This window comes from Enterococcus rivorum (assembly GCF_001742285.1).
In the GTDB taxonomy this organism is placed as follows: Bacteria; Bacillota; Bacilli; order Lactobacillales; family Enterococcaceae; genus Enterococcus_L; species Enterococcus_L rivorum.
Map to the genome: position 1 here is coordinate 66,315 of NZ_MIEK01000004.1, position 26,292 is coordinate 92,606.

General features: G+C 34.1%; 26 protein-coding genes and 1 pseudogene. 7 read left to right on the plus strand and 20 right to left on the minus strand.

What is annotated here, in order from left to right; all coding sequences use genetic code 11:
* Positions 1–4: 4 nt before the first annotated feature.
* The 4 genes from BCR26_RS02405 to wecB all read right to left on the minus strand — a co-directional run bounded on the left by BCR26_RS02405 (position 5) and on the right by wecB (position 5,964).
* Entirely contained in the window at positions 5–1,573 is a 1,569-nt protein-coding gene (locus BCR26_RS02405) for a hypothetical protein (protein ID WP_069697371.1), read from the minus strand.
* Complete coding sequence (wsfD, locus tag BCR26_RS02410; RefSeq protein ID WP_069697372.1) at positions 1,557–3,089, minus strand: glycan biosynthesis hexose transferase WsfD; 1,533 nt, start codon at positions 3,087–3,089, stop codon at positions 1,557–1,559. Before wsfD ends, BCR26_RS02405 begins: the two co-directional genes overlap by 17 nt.
* Positions 3,090–3,107: 18 nt before the next feature.
* Positions 3,108–4,292: a hypothetical protein gene (locus BCR26_RS02415; RefSeq protein ID WP_069697373.1), complete on the minus strand. Its 1,185-nt coding sequence runs from the start codon at positions 4,290–4,292 to the stop codon at positions 3,108–3,110.
* 523 nt (positions 4,293–4,815) lie between these two features.
* Entirely contained in the window at positions 4,816–5,964 is a 1,149-nt protein-coding gene (gene wecB, locus BCR26_RS02420; protein ID WP_069697374.1) for a non-hydrolyzing UDP-N-acetylglucosamine 2-epimerase, read from the minus strand.
* 315 nt (positions 5,965–6,279) lie between these two features.
* Here wecB and BCR26_RS02425 point away from each other — a divergent pair, with 315 nt between their 5' ends.
* Positions 6,280–7,245, plus strand: a complete 966-nt coding sequence (locus tag BCR26_RS02425; protein ID WP_069697375.1) for a sugar-binding transcriptional regulator — start codon at positions 6,280–6,282, stop codon at positions 7,243–7,245.
* A 122-nt stretch (positions 7,246–7,367) separates the two neighbouring features.
* On the opposite strand, the gene BCR26_RS02430 is transcribed toward BCR26_RS02425, so the two are convergent.
* Complete coding sequence (locus BCR26_RS02430) at positions 7,368–8,144, minus strand: glycyl-radical enzyme activating protein (protein WP_084386990.1); 777 nt, start codon at positions 8,142–8,144, stop codon at positions 7,368–7,370.
* Positions 8,145–8,293: 149 nt separating this feature from the next.
* Between BCR26_RS02430 and BCR26_RS02435 the strand changes: the two genes are divergently transcribed.
* The 5 genes and pseudogenes from BCR26_RS02435 to BCR26_RS18890 form a co-directional block, all read left to right on the plus strand.
* Positions 8,294–9,037, plus strand: a complete 744-nt coding sequence (locus tag BCR26_RS02435; RefSeq protein WP_069697377.1) for a DeoR/GlpR family DNA-binding transcription regulator — start codon at positions 8,294–8,296, stop codon at positions 9,035–9,037.
* A 136-nt stretch (positions 9,038–9,173) separates the two neighbouring features.
* Positions 9,174–11,615, plus strand: coding sequence for a glycyl radical protein (locus tag BCR26_RS02440; RefSeq protein ID WP_069697378.1), 2,442 nt, complete (start codon positions 9,174–9,176; stop codon positions 11,613–11,615).
* Between the two features lie 112 nt (positions 11,616–11,727).
* A complete protein-coding gene (locus tag BCR26_RS02445; protein WP_069697379.1) occupies positions 11,728–12,408 on the plus strand; it encodes a fructose-6-phosphate aldolase in 681 nt (226 codons plus the stop codon).
* 574 nt (positions 12,409–12,982) lie between these two features.
* Positions 12,983–13,336: an IS3 family transposase gene (locus BCR26_RS02455; protein WP_069697381.1), complete on the plus strand. Its 354-nt coding sequence runs from the start codon at positions 12,983–12,985 to the stop codon at positions 13,334–13,336.
* Between the two features lie 590 nt (positions 13,337–13,926).
* Positions 13,927–14,226, plus strand: a pseudogene (locus BCR26_RS18890) (IS3-like element IS1068 family transposase); the annotation flags it as partial.
* 166 nt (positions 14,227–14,392) lie between these two features.
* Here BCR26_RS18890 and BCR26_RS02460 read toward each other — a convergent pair.
* From BCR26_RS02460 to BCR26_RS02480, 5 genes are read right to left on the minus strand one after another with little or no spacing between them, the layout of a single operon-like run.
* Entirely contained in the window at positions 14,393–15,256 is an 864-nt protein-coding gene (locus tag BCR26_RS02460; protein ID WP_069697382.1) for a ketose-bisphosphate aldolase, read from the minus strand.
* 29 nt (positions 15,257–15,285) lie between these two features.
* Positions 15,286–16,383, minus strand: a complete 1,098-nt coding sequence (locus BCR26_RS02465; RefSeq protein ID WP_069697383.1) for a PTS fructose transporter subunit IIC — start codon at positions 16,381–16,383, stop codon at positions 15,286–15,288.
* Between the two features lie 2 nt (positions 16,384–16,385).
* The gene (locus BCR26_RS02470; protein ID WP_069697384.1) at positions 16,386–16,703 is read right to left on the minus strand and encodes a PTS fructose transporter subunit IIB; all 318 of its coding nucleotides are present in this window, start codon (positions 16,701–16,703) and stop codon (positions 16,386–16,388) included.
* Between the two features lie 17 nt (positions 16,704–16,720).
* A complete protein-coding gene (locus BCR26_RS02475) occupies positions 16,721–17,179 on the minus strand; it encodes a PTS sugar transporter subunit IIA (protein WP_069697385.1) in 459 nt (152 codons plus the stop codon).
* The gene (locus BCR26_RS02480) at positions 17,180–18,655 is read right to left on the minus strand and encodes a BglG family transcription antiterminator (protein WP_069697386.1); all 1,476 of its coding nucleotides are present in this window, start codon (positions 18,653–18,655) and stop codon (positions 17,180–17,182) included.
* A gap of 598 nt (positions 18,656–19,253) precedes the next feature.
* Between BCR26_RS02480 and BCR26_RS19195 the strand changes: the two genes are divergently transcribed.
* Positions 19,254–19,349, plus strand: coding sequence for a transposase (locus BCR26_RS19195; protein ID WP_084386992.1), 96 nt, complete (start codon positions 19,254–19,256; stop codon positions 19,347–19,349).
* A 200-nt stretch (positions 19,350–19,549) separates the two neighbouring features.
* Here the strand turns inward: BCR26_RS19195 and BCR26_RS02485 are convergent, their stop codons facing one another.
* The 10 genes from BCR26_RS02485 to BCR26_RS18435 form a co-directional block, all read right to left on the minus strand.
* Positions 19,550–20,263, minus strand: coding sequence for a hypothetical protein (locus BCR26_RS02485; RefSeq protein WP_069697387.1), 714 nt, complete (start codon positions 20,261–20,263; stop codon positions 19,550–19,552).
* Positions 20,256–20,687 (minus strand): hypothetical protein, encoded by a 432-nt coding sequence (locus BCR26_RS02490; RefSeq protein WP_069697388.1) that lies wholly within the window; start codon positions 20,685–20,687, stop codon positions 20,256–20,258. Before BCR26_RS02490 ends, BCR26_RS02485 begins: the two co-directional genes overlap by 8 nt.
* Positions 20,688–20,862: 175 nt before the next feature.
* Positions 20,863–21,354, minus strand: a complete 492-nt coding sequence (locus BCR26_RS02495; RefSeq protein ID WP_069697389.1) for a hypothetical protein — start codon at positions 21,352–21,354, stop codon at positions 20,863–20,865.
* A 15-nt stretch (positions 21,355–21,369) separates the two neighbouring features.
* Positions 21,370–22,668, minus strand: coding sequence for a T7SS effector LXG polymorphic toxin (locus BCR26_RS17905; protein WP_084386991.1), 1,299 nt, complete (start codon positions 22,666–22,668; stop codon positions 21,370–21,372).
* Entirely contained in the window at positions 22,652–23,011 is a 360-nt protein-coding gene (locus tag BCR26_RS02505; RefSeq protein ID WP_069697390.1) for a hypothetical protein, read from the minus strand. The genes BCR26_RS17905 and BCR26_RS02505 overlap by 17 nt, the downstream gene beginning before the upstream one ends.
* Positions 23,012–23,021: 10 nt before the next feature.
* Positions 23,022–23,306: a hypothetical protein gene (locus tag BCR26_RS02510; protein ID WP_069697391.1), complete on the minus strand. Its 285-nt coding sequence runs from the start codon at positions 23,304–23,306 to the stop codon at positions 23,022–23,024.
* 706 nt (positions 23,307–24,012) lie between these two features.
* The gene (locus tag BCR26_RS02515; protein WP_069697392.1) at positions 24,013–24,723 is read right to left on the minus strand and encodes a hypothetical protein; all 711 of its coding nucleotides are present in this window, start codon (positions 24,721–24,723) and stop codon (positions 24,013–24,015) included.
* Between the two features lie 142 nt (positions 24,724–24,865).
* A complete protein-coding gene (locus BCR26_RS02520) occupies positions 24,866–25,261 on the minus strand; it encodes a hypothetical protein (RefSeq protein WP_069697393.1) in 396 nt (131 codons plus the stop codon).
* 18 nt (positions 25,262–25,279) lie between these two features.
* Positions 25,280–25,921 carry a hypothetical protein gene (locus BCR26_RS18695; RefSeq protein ID WP_209591809.1) on the minus strand — a complete coding sequence of 214 codons (642 nt, stop codon included), beginning with the start codon at positions 25,919–25,921 and terminating at the stop codon, positions 25,280–25,282.
* A 161-nt stretch (positions 25,922–26,082) separates the two neighbouring features.
* Positions 26,083–26,292: hypothetical protein (locus BCR26_RS18435; RefSeq protein ID WP_169818847.1), on the minus strand; the 210-nt coding region annotated here is incomplete at its 5' end.

A 26,292-nucleotide genomic window follows, 5' to 3' on the forward strand; every position in this document is an offset into this window, starting at 1 on the left:
ATCATCACCTTCTATATTTTTTCTTGTACAAGAAATAACCAGCTACTAAAAACAAGCTTAGAATCCCTAATGTTATCAAAATAATGACTGTCAATATTTTATTTTGAATAGCAAAAAAGTTTTCCATGCTTTGATAAGGTTCTTCTTTCATCGCTACGGGATCATTTTGAATCTTCGTTTCGATCCACTGTCTCTGCCCATCCACGTAGATTTGCTGATTAATGATTTTCAAGTCGTGGTTCATCGTCATGGTATGGTGGTCACTATACATTAGATCGTCAAATAGACTCGGCTTATCTAACACTTTGTTTAGCGTTTCTTTTAATTCTTCATGAGTTTTAGGCATTGGTAAAATTAGAGCCGTTTTCGTTAAAAAGCCTTTCTTATCAAAAGTGCGCCACTCCACACCGCTAAAGGCATCGTGAGAAATCCCAACATACGCCGTCGGTATATTTTGTGTCGTATTTGTTTTTTCATGGAAAATCGGTTCTTTAATATCCGGTAATAAAAGCATTGTATCTGAAAAAAGAAGAGCTTCTGGTTGAAACTGAGCATCATGTTGCCAGTATGAAGGAAAACTAACTCCGGCAGGATAAACATGATGCTCTATAAAAAAGTTTAACGCTGTCTCCATATTGCTTTTTAACTCACCTTTTGAAGAAGTTTTGACATCATTAATATACGGTGTTTGTAAGAAAATCGATCCGTCTTTTTCAGCCACTTCATTTAATGCATTTAAGTAATTAGTCGCTGCTTTCTGATCCAAATTATTCCATAGCCCTGTGGCACTTACCGCAAAAGAAATGCCTGCTTGATAAAGTTTATCTGTCATTTCACGCAACATCTGTAAATCTGAAACAGGTGTTACATCTCTAAAAACAAGAAGTGGTTTTCCAACAGGCAAATCCGCTTCTCCTAGCCACGTCGCTAAGACACGTTGCATAATGATAAAATTGACGCCGCTTGGTATATAAAACGGAACATAAGTAATTTTATCTTTGAAAACAGCATACGGGTAATCTCCAAAATGATTTTCAAAGTTGATAGAGCTGAAAACCTGACAATTACCGGCATCCGAAACAGCCTCTGTCTTGATTTCACGTATAAGCTGTTCGCTTGCTTGAAAATAAGGAGAGTCTATTCCTACTCCCTCATCTACAATATAGCGAAGCTTAATTCCCATCTCATTTTGCCATTCGATTGGCAACCTTCTACCCATATGAAACTTTAATTTTGGGTACGTCACACGATCCTTTCGATAATGCTCATTGCGAATCGTCAAATCAGAAGCATTCACCACTTCTATTAGACCGTCATAAGGATCTAGTTCATTTGCCCGATACTCATCAATGGAATGAACCGTTACTTGAACTCCAAGACTCAATAAAATATTTTGAATGGTAGTCATTCTTTCTTGCGCATCTGTTGTCTGATTTAAATCATCATAAACGAGTAAAATCTTTTTCACATCTGGGTCTTGGGTTAATTCAGCTGCTTGCACAGCATCTGAAACAAAAGGAAAAAAACAGACATATAGTAGAAAAAAAACTATGAGACTACTCCACCTTTTCATATAATAGGTCCCCCTTTCCCTGTTCCAATTGTTCTTGCCTTGTTTTGAATAATCGTTTATTAAAAAACTCAGACACTGTTAATAACAACAATAAATCTAATGTCAACGGAACCAAAAATAAGTGTGTCGAAATCCCGTTAAATCCAAATGTCATTGTGACAACACTTAAATTCAATAGCGCTATTGCGTAAAAAATAAGAACCAACATAAAGCGCATCCCTTCACGGATGTCCTTTAGATAGATACTTTTAATAAAACCAGGCATATACAATGAGACCACCAAAAGGAAAAATAAATTTAAAAAGCCTAAGGTCTTAGGAAAAGATTTTCGTCTAACTTCACTATAAAACGAAAACAAACTAGATTTCGCACCTGGCGCTCGTCCAACTGATTTTTCAAAATTTCCCAAGCTCGCATCCTGTACTTCATAAATCATCCTCATTGATTTACTCAACGCTTTCTTAAACTCTTTCGGATTCGTAAAGTAATAGGAAATCAAGATTAGATTATTCCCACGGTTAATCAAATTGTCTTTTACATCCGTCCCTTGACTATCATAAGGTAAATATTCATCAAAATAATTATCTCCTTTAGTCACCCCATATTGCGGATTAATCTCCATCTTCTCTAACCCTTGTTTGGGCTGCTGTGTTACCTGCAAAACGCCTTGAGATACAGCTTGAAAATGTCGACTTTCGCTATCCGATAAAGGAATAAACAGATAGGATAATACCCCGCTAATCACTAAAAACAAGACCGCAAACATTGCCAACAAGCGTGTACTTATGTTGGTATCCATAAAACCAATCATAATAATCGGAATCAAACTAAGTGCTACCACAAACAGATATTGCGCGCTTAATGTCAATAAAAAGAAAGCACCGCTAACATAGATGAGTAATAACCACTTATCTGAATACATCTTCCGATAAAGCAATATTCCCGCGGAAAACATATAAATATAACTAATTAAAGCAACCGCATTTGGATAAAAAGACTGAAAGTAAACCAAATAATCACTATCACTAAAAATGAACCCAATGATTACCGCAATCAAATAGTTCATTTTGGTTCTACTTTTAATCGTTAATGCTTTGGTCAGCAAATAAATCGCGCCTAAATAGAAACCTAGATAAATTAAAGCTAAACAACGCAGATCAAATATTGTCTTACTATAAAAAATTTTGTTTAAAAATACTGCCAAATTGACAACAATTGACTGTGAAGAAACCCAGTGTAGGCCTGTTTCATTAAAATATTCTAAAATACCATATTCTCTCACAAAATAATTCGTATACATTTGTTCATACCCTTTTAACGGATACAATCCTGAATGATAAATTAATTTGGAAAATGTACCATTATCGGCAATCCCTGCATAATTAGGAAGAAAAAGAAGGAAAATTGCCACAAAAAAAACCATTAAGGTACTAATCACTGCCGGCGGGAAATAAGGTGCCAAGCGTTGCCCTATTCTATTCAAAAACAACTCCGTTTTATCCAATATTTTTTTCATTCTTTAAACGCCTCTTTCTTATTGACAAGAAACAGTAAACGCAAGTAAGGCCATTAAATTATCGAATGAAAATGATTCGTGTGTCTCTACATTTCCAAAACCACCGTATAAAGGAGTACTTGTATCTTTTACTTGTAACTTTTCTAATTGATTCATCGCATCTTGATAAAATGATTGATCGTGAACAACCGCTGCAATCAACGCACATAAGGCATATGCTGCTGTTGACTGATTTTGATCCAACACATTTCCTTCTTTGTCATAACGACTATATAAACTCCCCATAGCCACTTGTTTTTTTAAAAACTCAATACTTCTTGGATCCTCTAAGGACTCTTTACTTAAATGTAAAATGGTCAGCAAGGATTCAATCACATTAATTTCTTCACTATCCGTATAAGCTTTCTTTTTATAATCATATCTTGTTTTATATAAAGGAAAATCATCTGAAAGATAGCCGTTCGTCAAAATTTTCTTTTGCTTCTTCAATAGGTCCTCTTTTTGTTTATCAGCCATCGGCAACAATTTTAATGCATCTAAATCTATATAACATAGCGTAATATATTGTGCTTGCACTTTAGTTTTTGAATCATAAAAATCAGTTAGCTGGTCTTCTTTAATGTTCGTTTTAACAAATCTTGCCCCATACCTCATTGTTTCCTTTTGTAAAGCATCATCTTGGAAAATCACTGCGCCTTTAAGTAAAGCACGAATCAATCTTAAATCATCAATAGAAGCATTCATAGAAGCTTTTTCATGGGTTTTAGGCGTATATCGATAACTAAATAATGCACCATTATTTAAGTAAGCTCTTGTTTTTCCTAAGACATCATAAAAATCTGCTTTTCGCTCTCGACTGGCTGAATAGCATAAGTACAACCCCGCAGATTCACTAAGAATTTCGTGTCCTGTTGCTACTTCTCCTTTTTGTGTTGTATCTAAAAAATTCGTATAGAGACCATATTTCCCAGTCATTTTTTTCTGTACAAATTGAACCGCCAGTTTTTCATCGTTTGATATAGTCTGATTTTCTTCCACCTGTTCATCTATTCCATCTGTCTCTTCCGTTATCTTCTTATTTATCTGTTCCTGCTGCTCATTTGGTTGATCCTGTATTTGATTTTGATGAAATTTCTGATAAATGATAAACGAAACTAAGCCAACTATCAGGACAAACACCCCGATTGCCTTCCTATTTTTCACTACGTAACACCTCCAAAAAAAGATATATAAATCATAAAAATATTTGTTTTTCCAAATATTTCTTTACGATTATAACGGACTCTTCTTGATTTTCAAAAGGAAATCTGTAACCCATACGACACTTTCAAAGAATTGTCCTCTTTTATTTATTGCTTTCCTTTAAAATAAAAAGGAGATAATTAGAATTTATATATATACAAAAAAATAGAGGCTATGACAAAAGTTTGACTTTTGCCACGGCCTTCTACTAAAATTCCAAATAAACGGTGCTCCATAAACTCCCTCTACACTTACTTTAAATCACAAAAACGTAGTGAAATGAAGTGTACAGCCACCGTATACTTCATTCCACTACGTTTCATCACGATCATATTTTTTTATACTAAAGCAGCAAGTTCTTGCAGGTCTTCGGAATTAAGCTGAACTATACCGAAAAAATCAGAAACTACTTCCAGTCATTCCTTTTTAATTCTCGAGGCAGAGCACTTCTACCAAAATCCATTTCTTTTGATACATTATTATTTTATACGTTAAAATCAGTTGGTCTTACATCTACTTTACCTAAAAAGTAAGCAATTGCATCTAATATACGATTTGATGCTTGTCCATCTCCATATGGATTTTTCGCTCCTACCATTTTTTCATAAACTTCTGGTTGCTGAACCAGTACTTGCATTTCTTGGTACACTGTTTGCTGATCTGTTCCTACCAATTTCAATGTCCCAGCCGCTACTCCTTCTGGTCGTTCCGTTGTATCACGCAGAACTAACACAGGAACGCCTAGTGAAGGCGCCTCTTCTTGAACGCCACCAGAATCTGTCAAAATTAAATAGCTTCTAGCAGCAATATTATGAAAATCAATCACATCTAGCGGATCAATTAAATGAATGCGATCATGTCCTGACAAATACTTTTTGGCACTTTCTTGAACCACTGGATTTAAATGAACCGGATAAACCACTTCAATGTCCTCATTCTCTTCAACAATTTGTCTCACAGCTTTAAAGACCTGATTCATCGGTTCTCCTTGATTTTCTCTCCGGTGCATCGTCATTAAAACTAACCGTTTTGTTGCATCCACTTGCTCTAAAACAGGGTGAGTATAATCTTTTTTTACGGTTTCATTCAAAGCATCAATCGCTGTGTTTCCTGTAATAAAAATACTGGCTTCTGAATGGTTTTCTTTTAAAATATTCTCTTTGCTTTCCTTTGTTGGCGCAAAATAAACATCCGCTAACACATCCGTCATTTGTCGATTCATCTCTTCAGGAAAAGGAGAATACTTATTATAAGTACGCAAGCCAGCCTCCACATGCCCAATTGTAATCTGATTATAGAAAGCAGCCAAGCCAGCTGCAAAAGTAGTCGTTGTATCTCCATGCACCAAAACAATATCCGGCTGCGCCTCTTTCATCACTCCATCTAAGCCAGTCAAAGCATTCGCTGTAATATCTGTCAACGTCTGATTGGCTTTCATCATATCTAAATCATAATCTGCTTGAATCTTAAAAATCTGCAGGACTTGATCTAACATTTGACGATGCTGCGCAGTCACCGCAACAATCGATTCAAACTCTTCCGAACGTTTCTCTAAAGCCAATACTAACGGTGCCATTTTAATCGCTTCTGGACGGGTTCCAAAAACGGTCATTACTTTAATTTTATTTCCCATTGATTTATACCTCCATCTTCTCTCTATCTCTACTCATACAATCATAACATAGTAGCAAAAATTTTGAATACAGTATACTAATAAATAAAGATAGATAATAAAAATGAATAGTGGGTCCACAAAAATAAGCAATTACACTCCCATATATGAGCGAAAAGAGAATAGTTAGACAAACCTATCCTTCCGAAACCTAAAAATTTCTAAAACCAGTCATCAATTACGTTTGAAACGTAATCTCATTTCAAAAAAACAAAAAAAATGATAGTATAGTCTTGAAACTTCAAATTGGTATTCCTTTATTCGAAAGGAGATCTTATGAATCACGAAAGAAAAAAGTTATTAGCGAAAGTTGCCTATCTTTATTATGTTGAAAACAAAACCCAAGCTGAGATATCTAAAAATTTAGGAATCTATCGAACAACCATCAGCCGAATGTTAGCACAAGCAAAAAAAGAAGGCCTCGTAAAAATAGACATCCTCGGGTTCGATTCAGAACTTTTTGCCTTAGAAGAATATTTCAGAAAAAAATACAACCTTCATCAAGTTGATATTGTTTCAACGAATTCTAACGAATCAGAAGATGAAAAAAATGACGCCTTAGCATGCTCAGCAGCGAATTTTGTTAGAACCCTAATTTTAGATAATCAAATAGTTGGGATTTCATGGGGTTCCACTTTAAGCAAGATGATTGAAAAATTGGACAACCGCCATGCTGAAAACACCCTTTTTTGCCCTTTGGCAGGTGGTCCTAGTCACATTCATTCAAAATACCATGTAAATACCTTAGTCTATGAACTAGCACGAAAATTTCACGGTAGAAGTGCGTTTGTAAATGCGACTGTCGTTCAAGAATCGGAAAAAATAGCCCAAGGAATCCTTCAGTCTAAATACTTTGAAGAGATTCTTAATTATTGGAACCATTTAGATGTAGCAATCGTCGGTGTTGGCGGAACCTTAGATGAAAGTACTAGCCAATGGCGCGATTTATTATCAAAAAAAGATTACCAAAATTTAGAAAAGGAACAAGCTGTTGGTGAATGTACTTGCCGTTTTTTCAATCAAAAAGGAGTCCCTGTTTATCATCAATTACAAGAACGGACGATTGGCATCTCTTTAGACAAACTAGCCCAAGTTCCCAAATCTGTAGCGATTGCCAGAGGAACCCAGAAATCCCAAGCCCTTTTAGCGATGACTAGAAAAAAATACATCAATTGCATCGTGAGTGACCGAGAAACCATAATTGAAATGCTACGCCTAGATAACGATGATTCTTTCCAATAAAGAAAGTTGTCAACGATTAAAATTGCTACTAAAAAAAGCAGCAAAAATCGTTAACAACTTTTTCTCTTTAAACGAGAACGCTTCATTCCCTCTTACTTTTCCTCTATAACCTTCAAAAAAATCTAACGAATTGAACACAAAATATTCTGTTCTTCGAAGATTTCTTTAAAATAGACTAAGTCTTCTGTATGAAGTTGAGGAATAGCTTGCAGGTCATACGCTCTATTTAAAAAAGCATACTTCTGTTCACCGAATTGATGAAACGGTAACAATTCAACTTCGTGAATCCCCAGTTCATTAAAAAGAACCGCAAACGCCCTTGCATTCTCTACCCCGTCATTATAATTAGGAATCACTGGAACTCTGACGATTACATGGCAATGCTCCTTTAATGCATAGGAAAGATTACTTAAGATTGGCGCCAATGAAACCCCTGTCCCTTCTTTATGTTTCATTTCATCATGGTGTTTTACATCAAAATATAACATATCTACTTGTTCAATATATTTCTTAAAGACCTCTTTTTTCGCAAATCCTGACGTTTCACTAGCTGTATGAATGCCTTTCTCCTTTAATCGTCGCAACAATTCTGTCGCAAACTCTGCTTGATAAAGAACTTCTCCACCAGATAGAGTGACACCCCCACCTGATTCTTCGTAAAACAGTTCATCCTTCATCACTTCTGTTATGACTTCTTCCATAGACTTATAATCTCCGACCACTGTAAAATCCTTTTTTTGATTATCCCACATCTTTTCTGGTTTAACGTATTGAGATTCAGGATTTGAGCACCAAAAGCATTTTAAAGGACATCCCTTAAAAAAAACGACTGTCCGAATTCCCGGTCCATCATGAATACTAAATTTTTGAATATTAAAAATACAAGCCTTCTCGATCATAACCATCCCTCTCTCTAAATTCATCTACATTTTACCAGAAAAAATACACTACGTAAATAAAATTAGTTACGTACGAAACCAAATACCTCTTTATTTATTGTTGAAAAAGTCAAAGTATGGTAATCTGATAAGGATGAAGGAGGGATTCGATGTCAAGAGAAGAAGAGATTTTAGCCATTGTAAGCCAAAATAAAAAAATAGAAGTCAACAAGCTTTCAGAGCTATTAAATGTTTCAAAAGTAACCATTAGAAAAGATTTAGACCGACTTGAATCAAGAGGACTTTTACATCGGCAACATGGCTTTGCTTTGTTGAATAACACCGATGATATCAACTATAGACTTGCTCAAAATTATGATCTTAAAACTAAAATCGCCTTAGAAGCCAGTAAAATGGTGCAAGATGGAGAAGTAATTATGATTGAATCTGGATCAACTTGTGCTTTGTTAGCAGAAGAGCTGGCCTTCAATCGAAACGACATTACCATCATTACAAACTCTTGTTTTATTGCTTCTTACATTCGAAAAGCGGATTCAGTCAAAGTCATCTTAATTGGCGGTGAGTATCAAAAAGAATCACAAGTCAATGTAGGCCCGCTTGTTAAACAAGTCATCAGTGAATTCTTTGTTGATAAATTATTTGTTGGCATTGATGGCTTCGATGAAAATCGTGGCTTTACTGGAAGTGACCTTACCCGTTGCGACACGACTAGAACTTTAGCAACTGCAGCCAACCAAACCATTGTCCTGACAGATTCCAGTAAATTCGCTCAAAATGGCTTGGTTTCCGAATTTGGTTTTAACGAGATTAGCAAAGTGTATACTGATTCAGGTATTCAGAAGCAAACGCTAGAATTTTTAACTAAAAAGAATATTAATGTTGTCACCGTTTAAATATTGCACAAATGTGCAATATTTTTTTTGTTTGCTTTTAGCCCGGTTTATGATTGACCCACTTTATTTCCCTATGCTATCATCATTACATAAGAAGCTTTTTTAAGTTACGAATGAAATCAAAGGAGGAATTTAGATGACGATTCAAACGAAGGAAAGAACCCCCATCGAAAGCACGTCCCATTTTGGTCACTTAACTAGTCGTATGAACGAGTATCGTGAATCCGTGTTGAATAAAAAGCCCTATATTTGTGCAGAACGCGCCTTATTAGCTACCGAAGCCTATAAAGAGCATCAAAACCAGCCCAGTGTGATGAAACGGGCTTTGATGCTAAAAAATATTTTGGAAAAAATGTCCATCTATATTGAAGATGAAACGATGATTGTTGGAAACCAAGCAGCTTCCAATAAAGATGCGCCAATATTCCCAGAATACACGTTAGAATTTGTTTTAAACGAACTAGATTTATTTGAAAAAAGAGATGGTGATGTTTTTTACATTACCGAAAAAACAAAAGATGATTTACGTTCGATTGCTTCTTTTTGGGAAAATAACAACTTACGAGCAAAGGCGGGGGCTTTATTGCCTGATGAAGTGTCTGTCTTTATGGAAACAGGCTTCTTCGGAATGGAAGGTAAAATGAACTCTGGAGACGCCCACTTGGCAGTAGACTACCAACAAGTCTTAGCCATTGGTCTGAAAGGCTACAAAGAACGAACCGTGCAAGCAAAAGCAGCACTAGATTTAACGGTACCTGAAAGCATTGATAAATACCACTTCTACAACGCTATCTTGATTGTTCTTGATGCTGTCAAAACTTATGCCGAGCGCTTCGCAACATTAGCCAAAGAACTAGCCGAAACGGCTACCCCTGAAAGAAAAGCTCAATTATTAGAAATTAGCCGTGTTTGTCGTAAAGTTCCTAACCAACCAGCTGACACCTTTCTTGAAGCGATTCAATCTGTTTGGTTTATCCAACTGATTTTGCAAATCGAATCCAATGGTCATTCGCTCTCTTACGGACGTTTCGATCAGTACATGTACCCTTATTTGAAAGCAGATTTAGAACTGGGAAACATCACTGAAGATGAAGCTGTTGAACTTCTAACAAATCTTTGGATTAAAACCTTAACCATTAATAAAGTCCGTAGCCAAGCCCATACCTTTAGTAGCGCCGGCAGTCCCCTTTATCAAAATGTCACTATTGGCGGACAAACGAAGGACAAAAAAGATGCTGTCAATCCGTTGTCTTACCTTGTATTACGTAGCGTTGCCCAAACCAAATTGCCACAACCAAACTTAAGCGTTCGCTATCACGCTGGACTAGACAGCCATTTTATGAACGAATGTATCGAAGTCATGAAACTAGGCTTTGGCATGCCGGCTTTCAATAACGACGAAATTATCATCCCTTCATTTATCAAAATTGGCGTGTCTGAAGAAGACGCCTATAACTACAGTGCTATTGGTTGTGTCGAAACCGCTGTGCCAGGAAAATGGGGCTATCGCTGTACAGGTATGAGTTATATGAACTTTCCAAAAATCCTAATGATCGCCATGAACGATGGCATTGATCCTGTTTCAGGAAAACGTTTTGTCAAAGGGCATGGACACTTTACAGCCATGGATTCTTTTGAAGAGCTTCAGGAGGCCTGGGACAAAACCGTCAGAGAATTAACTCGAATGAGTGTGATTGTAGAAAACGCCATTGATATTGGTCTGGAAAGAGATGTGCCAGATATCTTATGTTCCGCTTTGACGGAAGATTGTATCGGTCGAGGAAAAACCCTGAAAGAAGGTGGCGCCGTCTATGATTTCATTTCAGGACTCCAAGTAGGAATTGCCAACCTAGCCGACTCATTAGCAGCCATTAAACAACTCGTTTTTGAAGAGCAAAAAGTCACTCAAGAAGAACTTTGGGAAGCGTTAATGACCGATTATAAAAGTGAGCGCAGCAAAGAAATCCAACAAATGATTCTTCAAGACGTCCCTAAATACGGAAACGATGAAGATTATACCGACCAATTAGTCACAAAAGCCTACGACAGCTATATTGAGGAAGTCAAAAAATACCCGAGCACACGTTTTGGCAGAGGCCCAATTGGCGGAACTCGTTACTCAGGTACTTCCTCTATTTCAGCAAACGTTGGGCAAGGAAAAGGCACGATGGCAACCCCTGACGGACGAAACGCTTGGGTTCCACTCGCAGAAGGTTGTTCCCCATCACATAATATGGATACTAACGGTCCAACCTCTGTCTTAAAATCGGTTTCCAAACTAAGAACGGATGAAATCCTTGGGGGTGTCTTACTAAATCAGAAAGTCAATCCGCAAACCTTAGCGAAAGAAGAAGATAAACAAAAATTGATTCTCTTACTTCGGACTTTCTTCAATAGATTACACGGCTATCATATTCAGTACAATGTTGTTTCTCGTGAAACCTTAATTGACGCTCAAAAAAATCCAGAAAAACATCGGGATCTAATTGTTCGTGTCGCGGGTTACTCCGCCTTTTTCAACGCCTTATCAAAAGCAACGCAAGATGACATTATTGCCCGGACGGAACATGCACTATAATGAATCGTTGGAAAGATGAAGCAAAACTAAATACAAATAAATAGCATCCAAAAAATCTAGATTTTCGGAAAATTCCCGAAAACTATTCAATACAGAAAGTGAAGTGTAAACTATGGAATTTATGTTAGACACAGCCAATTTTGCCGACATCGAAAAATACGAAAAAATAATCCCTTTAGCTGGAGTAACTTCCAACCCATCCATTATAAAAAACGAAGGGAAAATCGAATTTTTTGCTCACATGAAACAAATCCGTGACATTATTGGCACTGAAAAATCATTGCATGTTCAAGTCGTTGCCCAAGACTATGAAGGAATGTTGCAAGATGCTGAAACGATTTTAGAAAAAATTGATGCCAACGTTTTTATTAAAGTTCCCGTCAGTGAAACAGGATTAAAAGTCATTAAAGAACTAAAAAAACGCAATGTTAACGTCACTGCCACAGCTATTTATACTAAATTCCAAGCTTACTTAGCCATTGCTGCCGGCGCTGACAATATCGCGCCCTATTTCAATCGAATGGAAAACCTAAACATCGATCCCCGAGAAGCCATCGCTGAAATGGCAAAAGAAATCGCTCGGACAAATAGCACAACAAAAATATTAGCTGCCAGCTTCAAAAATATTGGCCAAGTCAACGCTGCCCTTGAAAACGGCGCCCAAGCAGCAACAATAGGTGTCGATATCCTGAAACAAGCCTTTAACATGCCTTCCATTGAAAAAGCCGTTAATGATTTTACCGCGGATTGGGAAACTAATTATGGTGAAGGAACAACCGTTTCTTCGATTTAGTGGGTTGCGATGTTGATATAAGAAGATAAAAAACCTCCAAATATTGTACATGAAAATACAAATTTGGAGGTTTCTTATTAAAAATTTATTCTCTTTATACCTAGAAATAAAACTAACCTACTTATTAAAAATTTTCGGTCCTTTACGCATATTCGTGCGATCATTTTTCGGCTTATCCATCTGTTTAGAACGCCCACCAGATTGCTTGTTTTTTATTAGTTCTAACATTTTTTCTTTTGAATTCAACTTTTACACCGCCTTCGTTTCCAATACTAACAACTCTTAATACATAGAAAATTTATTTTGGTAGAAAAAAGACGCTTCGCAACACAACGTGCGAAACGCCTGAAAATTTTGATATAACAATTTTTAACGTTTTGAAGTTATGAAGCTTTACGGATTTTTTTTAGACCTAGTTTGTTATCCAAAAATCTCAATCTATATTAAGGTGTAATAATAACAGCTTTTTGTCGAAAAATCAACTACCAATAATTTTCGTGTTAGTATCAAATCTTAGACAACTTTTCGTAGAGACAGAAATAGATTAAACTTAACTACGAGAGGATGAGCTTTTATGACCCAATATGAAAAAAATTTTAAACAAATGATTACTGAACTCAATCAAACCTGGTATTCAGTTCGAGAGTCAGCGAAAGAATATGGCGTTTCAGAGGAAATCATCTATAAGCTGGAAATAGCTAAAGAGATAAGCAATAATGACTTGAGAAAAAGAATTTCGACTATTTTTTTAACAAAACAGCGATATGGTGCAACAAAAATTCATCAAGTGTTGTTAAAAGAAAAGTTATCCGTCTCCCTTAAGCATATACAAAAACTGATGACGCAGTTAAATTTAAGATCAATTGTGTTTAAGAATACAGACCTCAAAAGTCTATTCAAACGATTCTTTCAAAAGAGAACATTTTAAAGCAGGATTTTTCTAATAAAACTATCTGTTCACTATTTGACACAATAGGAGTTTAAAAATCAGGAAAAAAACAGAATAACCTAATTACCTCTACTAAAATGTATCCAAAATATTGACTCAAATCCAAATAAATATTGCCCTAGATTTCTTCAATAACTCTTTAAGCCTAAACTCTTTATTGTAAAAGCTGCCATTTTATTTTTACTGTACCTGTTATGCTCTAAAACCGATAATTAAGCAACAAGGAACAATCGTTAGATGTTTTTTCTGGTAATACATCGATAGTCCGATACTAATTTAACTTTAAATTTGTTAAAATTAAAAAAAAGATTCATTTTAAGGAGTGTTTAAATAATGATTTGGTTCATCCTTTTAATGCTTGTAGTTATCGCTATCTTTTCGCTTTCTATCTATTTAAATTTTAAGACAGTTTACCCCACATTGAAAACTAAGAATAAATTACTTAGAGTTATTCATGCTTCTCTCTTATCAGTATTTTTCACTATAGTTGATGGACTATAATATTCAGACTAGGAATTATTTTAGGTAATCCCCAGTACTATTCTCAAAAAGATTAACTCCTATTTATTTCAATGTCTTCCAGAATGAATGAGCAATTGGTAATTGCTGCCTTCCTTCAAGCCTGTGGGAAAAAACAACCGCAGGCAGGACTCATTATTCATACGGATTAAAGGTTACAGTACACCAGCACTGCCTTCCAATCAGAGTTAAGAAGAAAGAAGCCGTCTCTAGTATAAGCCACAAAGGAAATCTATCGGAGAAGCTCTGATGGAATCCTTTTATAAAACAAAAAAAGAGAGCTGATCAATATTGATCGAGCTCAACTAGAGATATTCAAATGTATTGTAACGTATTACAACACCAAATGACTGCATTCAGCAATTACTTCTCAATCTCCCAAGGATTTTGAGAAGCAACATCCCTAAATTCTCTTAACTCAGTGTCTAACTTTTCTTGACAAGTCCAAGTTGCATTTCAGCGAGATTAACAAAACACTTTTTTATCAAGAGTTTGATATCACATATTCTTAATTATTTAATTAAAATGCCTTATTTTATCAACTGAATTAAATAAATTCATTTTGTCTTCCACTACAGCTTTAGATTCTATGATACACGGCGGAAACACAGTATTTGGTTCCCAGAAAAAATCATTATTTAAAATTTCCTGTAATTTAACAAAATAAGGTTTCTTAATGTCACTTGAAATATTAATTTTTTGAATTCCTTTTTCAATGGCGATTCGTAATTCATCATCTGAGTTAGAAGACCCTCCATGCAACACTAATGGCACATCCACTTCTGCTGTAATCTCACTTAAGAGATCTAGTTTTAATTTAGGAACAAATCCTTCTGGATAAATACCATGAGCTGTTCCAATTGCTATTGCAAGTGTATCTACTCCTGTCCTTTCAACAAATTCTTTGGCTTCTTCAGGTTTAGTATAGGCAATTTCAGTAACGCCACCTTCAATTGATGTTCCTGTATCACCAATCGTTCCTAATTCACCTTCTACAGAAACACCTACTGTATGAGCAATTTCCACAACTTTTTTAGTAATTGCTATATTTTCTTCAAAAGGTAGTAGCGATGCATCAATCATTACAGAAGTAAAACCATGATTAATAGCTATCATAACATCTTTAACAGAACCTCCATGGTCTAAATGAAGCACAAATGGCACAGGACTGTTACATAGCCTTTCCCTAACGTAAGCAATAAATTCACCTGTTAAAAAACTTAGCTCATCTGGGTGAATAGCGATAATAGTTGGAGCATTTAATTCTTCAGCTTTCTCTATCACTGATTTGAAAATATTAGAATCAGATATATTATAGGCACCTACAGCAAATTTATTTTCTTTCGCTACTTCTAACATTCTTTTCATTGAAATTAACATTTTTTTCTCCACCTTTGTTTCTATATTTTTTAACCATTTAAGCTAAATCCAGATAAATCCATTTCTTGTTCTTCCTCTAATTGAGTAGAATTATATTCGTCATCACTAATATTCTTCTTAATCAGTACTAAAATCACTCCGGTAACAATTGATCCCACAACTAAAGCTAACAGTCCAATTAATGGTTTAGTCATAACTGGAATAACAAATACTCCTCCCGATGGTACTGGCGAACCATTTTGGAAATAGAAATTAATTGCTCCTGCTATCCCTGTTCCCATACTGCAAGCAAAAACTGTTCTCAGTAAATCATTCATCGCAATGGGTATTACACCTTCAGTTATCATTGTTAATCCCATAGGAAATGCTACTTTAATCGCATCTTCTTCTACTTTAGTAAATATTCTCTTACTGCTAAGCTTAGAAAATACCCAAGCTAGAGTTACACCAATCGGTGGCACCATTGCACCTATTACTTTAATTGCTTCAGGCTCTAGAATACCTTCCATCAATAAACCATCAGCCATTAAATTAGGTACTTTACTGATTGGTCCTCCAAAATCAAATGCACCTAATACACCAAAAATAAAACCATAGACGACTCTTGATGACTTATCTAAATTATTTAAGAACGCAACCAATAGGTCAGTCATCCAAGCAATAGGTCCTCCAATAACAAAAAACATAACAAGCCCAATAACAATTGAAGAAACTGTAGGTATAATCATCATTGGCAATAATCCATCTGCCCATTTAGGAACTTTCCACGTTTTTTTCATCCATAAAATAAAGTAACCTACTAAGTATCCGCCTATCATTCCCCCTAAAAAACCTGCTCCTAATGCATTCGCTATCATTCCCATCAAGAATCCTGGAGCAATACCAGGTCGTTCAGCAATTGAATATGAAATATACCCAGCAATAAATGGCGCTAGCAATCCCATACCCATAACACCTAAACTAGTCAGCGCACTAGCGATTGTAAAACTTTGGGTATAATCCTCAATAACTTGGCCCCCCATCAAGTTACCTATAGCAATTAACAAACCAGAAGCGACAACTAGTGGCAACATATAACTAATCGCTGTCAGTGCGTGCCTCTTTAATTCATTCAACACCTTTTTCATGGTTAATCCCCCTTATTAAATTCATTATCAATCTTTTTAATAAGCTGACCCGCGGCTTTTACAGCTACGTTTGTTGGAACTTTAATTATTTTCTTACCATCAAAGCGTTCATTACCCGTTGTTTGAATGTCCGTAGCCATGATAACAACATCTGCTTTTTTTATGTCATCACTAGTCAACTCATTTTCAACGCCAATAGTTCCTTGAGTTTCTACTTTAATCGTATGACCTCTCTTTTCTGATGCACTTATTAATTTTTCTTTCGCAATATAGGTATGCGCTATTCCTGATGTACAGGCAACTACTGCTACTAGTCTCATATCAAAACCTCCACTTTCTATTTTGTTAATAATTCATATATCTCTAAGTTTGTTGTAGCCTTTCTTAATTTGTGTAGTAATTCCTCATTTGCTAATAGAATCGCTACTTTTTGAAGCATTTTAATGTGTAGTGTTGTCTCATCAGTTTTTTTTACCGCAAATAAAATAATAACTTCAACTAATTCATCATCTAATGAACTCCAATCAATACCTTTATTATTTTTACCAATTGCTATTACAGTTTTATTGACCCCGTCAGACTTGCCATGTGGAATAGCAATACCATCACCTAATCCTGTCACTCCTTCCTCTTCTCTTAATAGCACATCTTTTAAAAATTCTTCTGGGTCGGTTAAATAACCTTGTGCATCCAATAATTTAACTAATGCTTGCAATGCCTCTATTTTTGTTTCCACATTCAGTTCTTCAATAATTAAATCCTGACTAATTACTTCTTTAATATCAATTGATTCCATTTAATTTCCCTCCATCATAGTTCGAATAGTTTCTTGATCTTTTCCTGTAAACATAGCACTTACTAAAGCAACTGGTACTTCTAAAATTAAGTTATACAAGTTAATATTTATCGTTGAAATAATGAAATCAACTTTTATTTTTTTTTCTGTATATTTGTTTTTAAATTGGTTAACTGAGACTATATCAACTATTTCTAAATTCGGAAAATTTCTCTGAACCTTAACTCTTAATAGTTCACTTGTTCCAACACCACTACTACACATAATAATTATTCTCTTTTTTGTTTTTAGTTTCTCAAAATCTTTAGCAAAATATAACATATTAAACCCCGTCTCATCTTCAGATATTGAATTTAATGAATAGTTCCTTGATAAGTAACAACCTAATTTTCTTACTGATTCGAATAGTTCTGGATACTCCTTTTTTATTTCTCCTAATAAATTATTAACAATAACTATCTTGTTCTTATTTCTGTACAACATCACTCTAAAATGATTATAAAAACTTTTATCTTCTTTTAAATTTGAAAAATCTAGATTCATGTGTTCACTCACAAAATCGATCGCATCTTCAAATATTAGCTTTAATTGGCCAACTGAATACAATTCGAATGATTGTTCCTCAATGCCTGAAGATATGATGTATTGAAATAAATAAAACTCTTCAATTTCATCAATTTGTTCTGATAAGTAATGGCTTAAATTCCTTACTATTTTTTGAGAAACTTTATAAATTTCTTGGTTAGATTCTTTCAAATTTAGCTCATACTCATCTAATTCCTTATATTCTCTGTCCTTAGGGATGAATCCGTTTCTTATTCTCATAACTAAAATATATAAATGTGAAAATATATTAATGTTATATGGATAAGGTATATTTCCCTTTGCTTGTTTCTCAATTAATTCCAATTGAGTAGTCAAAAAATCAATATCATATTGACTAATATTCATATTATCAATTACATAAAAGTCTTGATCTGTAATAGCTGTTTTTAATAACATGTGATAAATTGCTTTTCTAATACTCTGTTCCTTTCCTATAATTCTAATTTTCTTTCCTGTTCTTTCTAAATTTAAATCGAATTGCTTAAGTTTCTTTTTTATTTTTTCAAGATCTTTATATTGAGTTTCTGAAGAAATAAAGTATGGTTGAAATAAATTCTCAATCGAAATAAGAATAGGAGAGCTACTTAGTAAGTTCATTAACACTGATATAACCCTCTCTTCTGTTTCTGAATCACTTTGCTTAAATATGGAGCGATACTTCAAATAATTACGATAATTCAATTTCATTCCTTTGCCAATAAACGTTTCAATCAAAATACCAAATTCACTGGCTTCATTGATTTTATGAACTAGCCTATATACAGTTTTTGAAGATATGCTTAACGAGTCGGCTATTTCTTTGGCAGTAAGTTTAGTATCTTTTAAGACAAAAAGTTCAAGTAAATCTGATTCTTTCTTGCTTAACTTCATAACACTCAACTCCTTAATAAAACAATACCACTAAAATGATAGCGTTTACTTTATTAAAATGTCCATATAAGTGGACAAGCAAATGAAACGTATCAAATATATTCAATATACGTTTCATCTTATCTATAATTACTAAAATCCTCCACCACATAGAGTGAGAATAATACCTAGATTCTTTAGAATTTACTAGTTGATACAATAAACTTTAAACTTAATTATATCCATATTTCACCTTATTAGTATGTCCGCTAATAATTAGTAAAGTGTACCCACACCCTCATTATGACTACTTAGTATGGAACAGCTCCGTCTCAACTTGACTAAGTTTTTTTTAATACTCTTTATCCCTCTGATACAAAAAATTGTGCTAATTAACTTAACTTCATTACCAATGAACTAACCTTTGACTCAAGACCGCTTGCTATCCTATGCATATAGCCCAGAACTCAAGCAAGGATATGACGTCTTCCAAGACTTTCTAGTGCGGTTCAGACAAAAACTCCCCCAATGGTTTCAAGAGTTTTTAGAACAGAACTATTCTCACCTACTAGAGAAATAAACGACAACAATTAAGATGTTTAAACATTATCAATAATGCATTTTAAACGCACTTGAACAGGCATATTCTAACAGTTCCTTAGAGTGTTTGAACAATCACATTAAAGTATTGAAACGAAATGCGTATGGCTTTTGAAGCTTCAATAACTTTAAACTGAGAATTCTATTCCCCCTCAGGAAAAACCCTCTTCAATCCCATGAAAAAGAAAAAGCCTGCAGAGAAATAATCTTTCTGCAAACTTTTTCTAGCTTTACACTATTCTATTGTTTTTTCTTCACCAACACTAGTTGACAATGAGCCTTTTTTTCTAAAGTTATCCTATAATTGGGTTTTATCTAACTTTGGACACCACTAATGAATGTCGTTAGTCCAATTCCTAAATCTTTATTCGTATAACATTCTCTACCTTTATTTGTAAACTCTACGCTATAATTTTCTTTTTGTTTCCAATCAATTATTGGTTCTATTGCGATAGATTCAATATTATCAACTAAATTTTTTCTAACAACAAAAATATACTCAACCTTAACCAAATAGTCTATGACTTCTTTAAATTTTTTCTTGCCCATACAATAGCTACTATCTAAAATAGCCATGTCTCCATTAGAAATCTGAATAAGCAACTCCAAAACATCCGTAGAAACACTTCTATTGTTAAAAACTTCCTTAGACACTACTGTTAAATAGTGCTCATTTGATTGTACATAATATACAGCTACCAATGTTTCCGATAACCCTTCAATAGTTATAACCCTCTCATTTTCTTTCGGATGCCAAATTAAATTCTGACTACTTTCAATACTTGGCATATCCCACTCAGTATCAATTAATAAATTTAATAACTCTTTACTGTCATTTACACTAATTTCAGTTTCTGAAGAAGTTTGACATTGTAAAAATTGATCTGTCGGCAGATTCTTAGCAAACTCATTTAACAAAAATACCAGTTCAGCATAGGTGATTTCCTCTTTCAAAAGTAAATCATCTACATACACAAATATACTCTTTTGTTTTTCTATTTTTTCTAAATAATCAATAATACTAGACATCTGGCACCTCTTTTTCTATTAAATCAAGACATCGAACGAATCCACCTTCAATAGGATAAAATACAACATAATTTTCAATGTTTTCTATTTGTTTTGAATAATCAATCTGTCGACTTGACACACAAGACTTAAATGAATCCCCTTTTCCAATAAAAAGTTCTGGAGGTGTTAAACTGGCATCTACTAACTGCCAAAATTGTTGTCCCCAGTCTTGAATTTTTTTTGAATGCCCACATTGAATTCTTATCATTAATTTTGAATCATTTAGAGCCCTGTAGTTTAATTTGGTTCTCACCTCTTTCATTATTGCTATGCAATCCTCATAGTTGTAAGTTAGTTTATTGATAAAAAAATCAATATGTTCTGAATAGACTTCATCAGAGCTACCTTGCCACTCTGCAATAAATTCATCTATATTTCCCATGTTATTACTCCTTCATATTAAGGTAGTTTCCAACCTATATCTTGTAACCATTTTAATATTTTTTTAGTCAATTTAGGTGGCTGAACGCTAGAATTATAACTTCCCGTTCGCTCTCTACTTAAACTAAGAAAAGACCGAAAACATGATGTTTTGACCTTTTTATACTACTATTAACCTACTTTTTTACAATTGTACAAACATTGAACGGAATTTTCTCTTCTTTTATCAATTGGATGTATTCTTTAAGAGAAATAGTCCCTTGAATTATTTCCGTATCTCCACCTTGATATCTAGGTAAAATCATTATTGTGTTCATTGGAGATACTTCTAGCATTTCAGCCAATAATTGTTCAAAATCATTTAGATAGTTTTCTTTAATAATTACTGGTGTAAAATTTTCTAATTCTTCTTCATCTTTTATCCAAGGTGCACTAACTGCTAAATGTTTATCAAAATCTGTATCCACCATTTGAAGTGCCCAAAAAGTACCATCATCATCAGTTCCAATTGTATACCAAACCCCTGAAACACTACTCATAAATGGCCATTTATATAACCCTCTTGGCTCACTGCTTTCATATTCATTGACATACTGAACAGATAAATCCTTAGATAAACTTTTATTTTCTTCTTGATTCACAACTACAACTTCTATACTATATGACAAATTATTCTCTCTCCTTTACGGTAATAAATACCACTCTAATTTCAAATTAGTTACAATATCTTTTCCGTTTTTTGTGCTTTTCAAAACAATATTTCCTAAACTATCTACTCCGATATCTGGATTTGTTCCATTCTGAAATAACCATTTTTTCCATTTAGTATCAGCCTTTACATCTTTTAAAATATCAGGCTTAATATCCCTATGAAATGCATTTTTATCCGTTCCAAAAGTCTTTTTAAATTCTTTATTCCCTTTTGGAAACTTTTTGTTGTAATTCCCCCCACCGTTAGAAGCAAAGTTGCTTGTTGTCAACCCATTAATCCCATCAACAGTTACTGCTATTCCAGCAGCTGTTAATGCAACACCCTCGGTAACAATCACCCCATCCACTAAAATACCTATTCCACCAGTAGATAGCGTGACTACCGCACATCCTCCAATCGTGCCAACAATACCTGTAATAGTCGTCATAACTCCTAATGTTGTTTTCGCTACATTTCCCACAACATCTAAAAATCGATCTATCGCATCTATACTCCGATCAAGCCAACTTTCTTTCATTGCTTCTGTTAACTTTTGAGTTAATTTTTCATCTTTTACACCATTCGTATACACAACATAAATAACATTTCCAGCATGATCTAACTCTGTTACTGTTTCTACTCTACTTGCTGGTTGTTTTTCATTGTATCCTTTTAAATTCTTATACCATTTCTGATTGCTATAATCTAAGATTTTATAACCATCTCTTGGATTAAGAAAATTTGCTGGATTCCCTAATTGAGCTAATCCAGTATTCACATCATTTATTAAACTAGATAGTTCAGAATAATGGGCGGAATGGGTAGATTCAAAAGCTTGATATTTCTTCAATATCTCTATTTCTTCTTTAATCGGCTCAATACTTTGCTGTTTGAAAAAATCACCTAATATAGGAACACCTTTCATTGATTCAGCCAAACTATTCATTAAATTAGAGTACTCATTTTGAGCAATTTGTAACTCTCTAAACAAATCCTCTAAATCATCCGTATCTAGCAATTCATCGGTTTTTCCAACCTCTCCAACAAAATCTGCTAAATAGCGATTTAAACTATTGTCCATTTCATAATATACATTGAATAGAGCCTTGTCTATTTCTTGATAAGCTTGCAAATGACTTACTGTTGAAACCCAACCATTCCCCAATAGATTTCTATTTCCAGCTAATCCATCAATAGCACTTGTTATCGTATTAAAACTCCCTACCGTATTTAATCGTTCAGAACTAATACTCATTTTGACCGCATTTAGTTCCTCATACATTATTTTCATCTAGTACCTCCCTTCTGCCTTTTTCAAATAGCTGTTCTGCTCTTTCATACCTTGCTTTTCTATCAGCTAATTCTTTTTCAATTTCTTCATCTGCCATTGAGAATGCTCTTGTAAATTTCCTTTGCTTATCTTCTAATGCCTCTAATTTTTGATAGACTTGACGTTCTGAATCCGTTCCTTTGGAAAAATGTAATACGCGTTCCCAAATTTCTTTTTGTTGATTTATTGCTTTTTGACATGCCTCATAAGCAAATGGAATCTCTCCAACACTTTTTTTTAGTTCATTCAATTCTTCCTCTGTTTCTTCTACTTTCATTCGCAAGCCGAATAATTCTTTGTCCATGTTATACACCTCACGCCTGAATTGTTTCAGAGATACTGTCTTTTATTTTTTTATCCGTTTCTTTAATTGCATTATGCACGGATTCAACATTCCTAATTTCAGTAGCTAAACAATTTTTATAAGCATTGACTGTTTGTTGAAAAGAAGTCATTAATATTTTCAGTTCATCTGTCGCTGGACTTGTAGATGCATGAATACTACTTGTTGGCTTAAAACCTATGTTTGTCTTCGCACTAAGAACATCACCAGTAAACTTAGCTACTGCATTTTCATCTGTACTTACTGTAATTCCCATTTTCACACCCCTTATTTATTAAACAGAGTTAGCTTTCCGCTATCATCAAAAAACTTTATAAATAATTATACCATTATTAATTTTTTTTAAACCTTGCTAAATGGAAAACAGTCATAAACTAATAGGTTTTTGGAGTTTTAAAATGAAAAAGCTTCTCCATCATAGCCTTGATTTTCATTTAATTTTGATGTCGAACAAAAATGATTGAATTGAAAAACTCGTCCCTATTTTCGTAGCTAAAGGTATAAAAAAGACACCTTCCAAAAACTGGAAAGTGTCTTGAAACATTCTAATTGAATGGGCCTGGATTTCCTGAGAAATCTCCGTCCCATACTGTATTCGTAAGCGAATAAATTCGCAACGACTATCGTTAAGGTAACTCCGCTCAGCAAAGCTTCGCCCAGTAAGATGCTCGTAACTCGTTTACTCGAACGATCATCGCAATTAACGTTTTGAGAACTGTGAAGCTTTTCTCGCCTTTTTAAGACCTGGTTTATTATCCCAAAATCTCAATCTACATTAAGGTGTAATAATAACAGCTTTTTGTCGAAAAATCAACTGCCAATAATTTCACACTATTTGACTAAATTTCAATCATTCGTAACCAAATAAACTGTCTTGCACGTCAGAATATACTATTTTTAAATCATCCGCATCAGATGATTGTTACGCACTCTATGTTTTTCTGGAGTTAACCTCTAATGGTTTACAAACGAACTTTTTGAATTTCACTCTTACTTATGTCCATTTTGTTATTTACAAGTACATAAATATATTCAAAAGAAATAACACATTTCCGAATCGAGTGATCTTCTTTTACTTTAAATATTGGATGCCAACTATCTTTAGAAAACAAATACAAAACTTCTTCTGAGTATTTAATGATATGATTCTTTTCAATTCCGTATCCGTAATCATGATCACCAGAAACTTCTATTATCTTGTCCTTATAAGTAATCTCATTTGTGTTCTTTAAGTATAAAATGTCTTCTTGGCTACTTGCTAAAATAATATTATTGTTGTCCTCTGTTTCTTTTTGTAATTTAGGTTCCAAATTTTGATAATCAAACAGATACTGACTATTTTTAGATTTCAAATAAAACGTATCTTTTTGCACATAATAATAATTATCAAAAATCAACTTCCAATTCACTTGTAAAATCTCATCAGTTATCATATCAATTGAGTAGAGTGTCTCACTTTCGATATCTTGAATAATAACATAATCATTCATTTCTGACGAAAATAACTGATATATCACGATATCTTCATCAATATCTATATTTTTTAGGTAAGAAAAATCTCTATCTAAAACAACTAATCCATTATAATTATTATTTACTACAATGTAATTTTTTGTTATACCTAATACATAGACATCATTATTTTCAATTTCTATATTGTCACTCTTCAACATCTGTTATCAAGACTTCTTTCGCTAGAATCCATCCACCCATCTAGCTTTACATACAATTCTTATTTTTAAAGGGTAAATGTCTAGTTTGTATTTTTTGAATCTAGCGGTTAGTTCAGCTAAAAATTTTAAGCATATACAAAAATTATTTTTCGAATTTATTCAATAATTCTTTGACCGAAACTATGGATGCATCAAATTTTCTACACAAGATTTGTGCTTTCATTGGCCAAGCATCTATTTCAAATTGATACAGCTCTTTCCCCTCTCGCTCCTGTTTCTCTACCTTAACATTTTGAATATAATAAGGAATTTGCCCGAGTTTAAGCTTTTCATAATCCAAATCTTTTGTATAAGTAATATCATGTTCTAATTTAACATCGTAACATTCTTTGAAAATATACTTCACGCCCTCTTCATCAGAATCATGATAAACTAATTCTACTTTATCACCGAAAGCTGTCGTTTCTAATTTCAAAATATATGCATCCCAATAGTATAACTTGTCAATCTCTTTTTGTATTTCTTCCACATCACTCATAGTTAACTTTCCCCCTGCTTAGTCCAGTGGTATATGAGCATCTGGACTTTTTCTATTTACTGGATTTCCATGCTTGTCTAAAGGCACTTTGTTTCTATCATAATAGTGCTTATGATCATAATTAGTCACTCCATCTGCTGGATCTTTTCTAATTCTAAGTTTTCCTTCTGCATCACGAACATGGGTATGTCCTTTATTCTCTGTTTTAGACCATCCTTCTGGTAAATTATCTAAATCAACATCATTTAAGTTTGTATCTTGTCCATCCCAGCCCTCTTTATTAGTTTCAAGTTCTTTCGTAGCATTCAAACTCGGTGCTGACTGAATCTGATTCACAATGGATTGTCCAACTTTTATGATTCCTAGACCTTTTCTGATGGCGTCAATTCCTTGCCCAATTTTCCCAACATTACCAAGCAAACCTAAAGGCCCACCAAAAATAAGTGATAACGGTACTTCATTTTTGATAACTTTTATTTCTTCCACTCGATAACGGTCTTTACTTAACCCGTCTTTACATCTATCTAGCTGTCGATATAATTCTGGGTATTCTTTTGGCGGAAGAATCTTGCCGTTTTTCATCAAATACCATTCTTTGGTACTGCCCAAATTGGTACAAACAATCGTATATCCATCTAAATTCCCAAGAGCTTTTTTCACTTCTTTGTCTTTCGCTGCTTTAATCTGTTGCTCTCATCTTGTCCAACGCTCTTGAATTGGTTTCGCCCACGTCATATTTAATCGATTAATATTGAAAGTGCCTGTGCTTGGATTCCATGCACCACTGGTTTCAATAGCAGATAATCCCGCATCTAATTCACCTAAACTAGCATAAAATTCTGAAAAATAGAGGCTGAATGAGCATTATATGCGTACAATTTTTCCAATCGTTCTTGGATTCGGTCTACCGTATTACAGGCATTCATATACCGCTGTTCTAAATCTGGCTTCCATTCTTTCGCTTGGTCAATTTGTAACGACAGCTGATATTTTAATTGCTCCCATTGCTGAATTTGATTTTTTAAAATCTC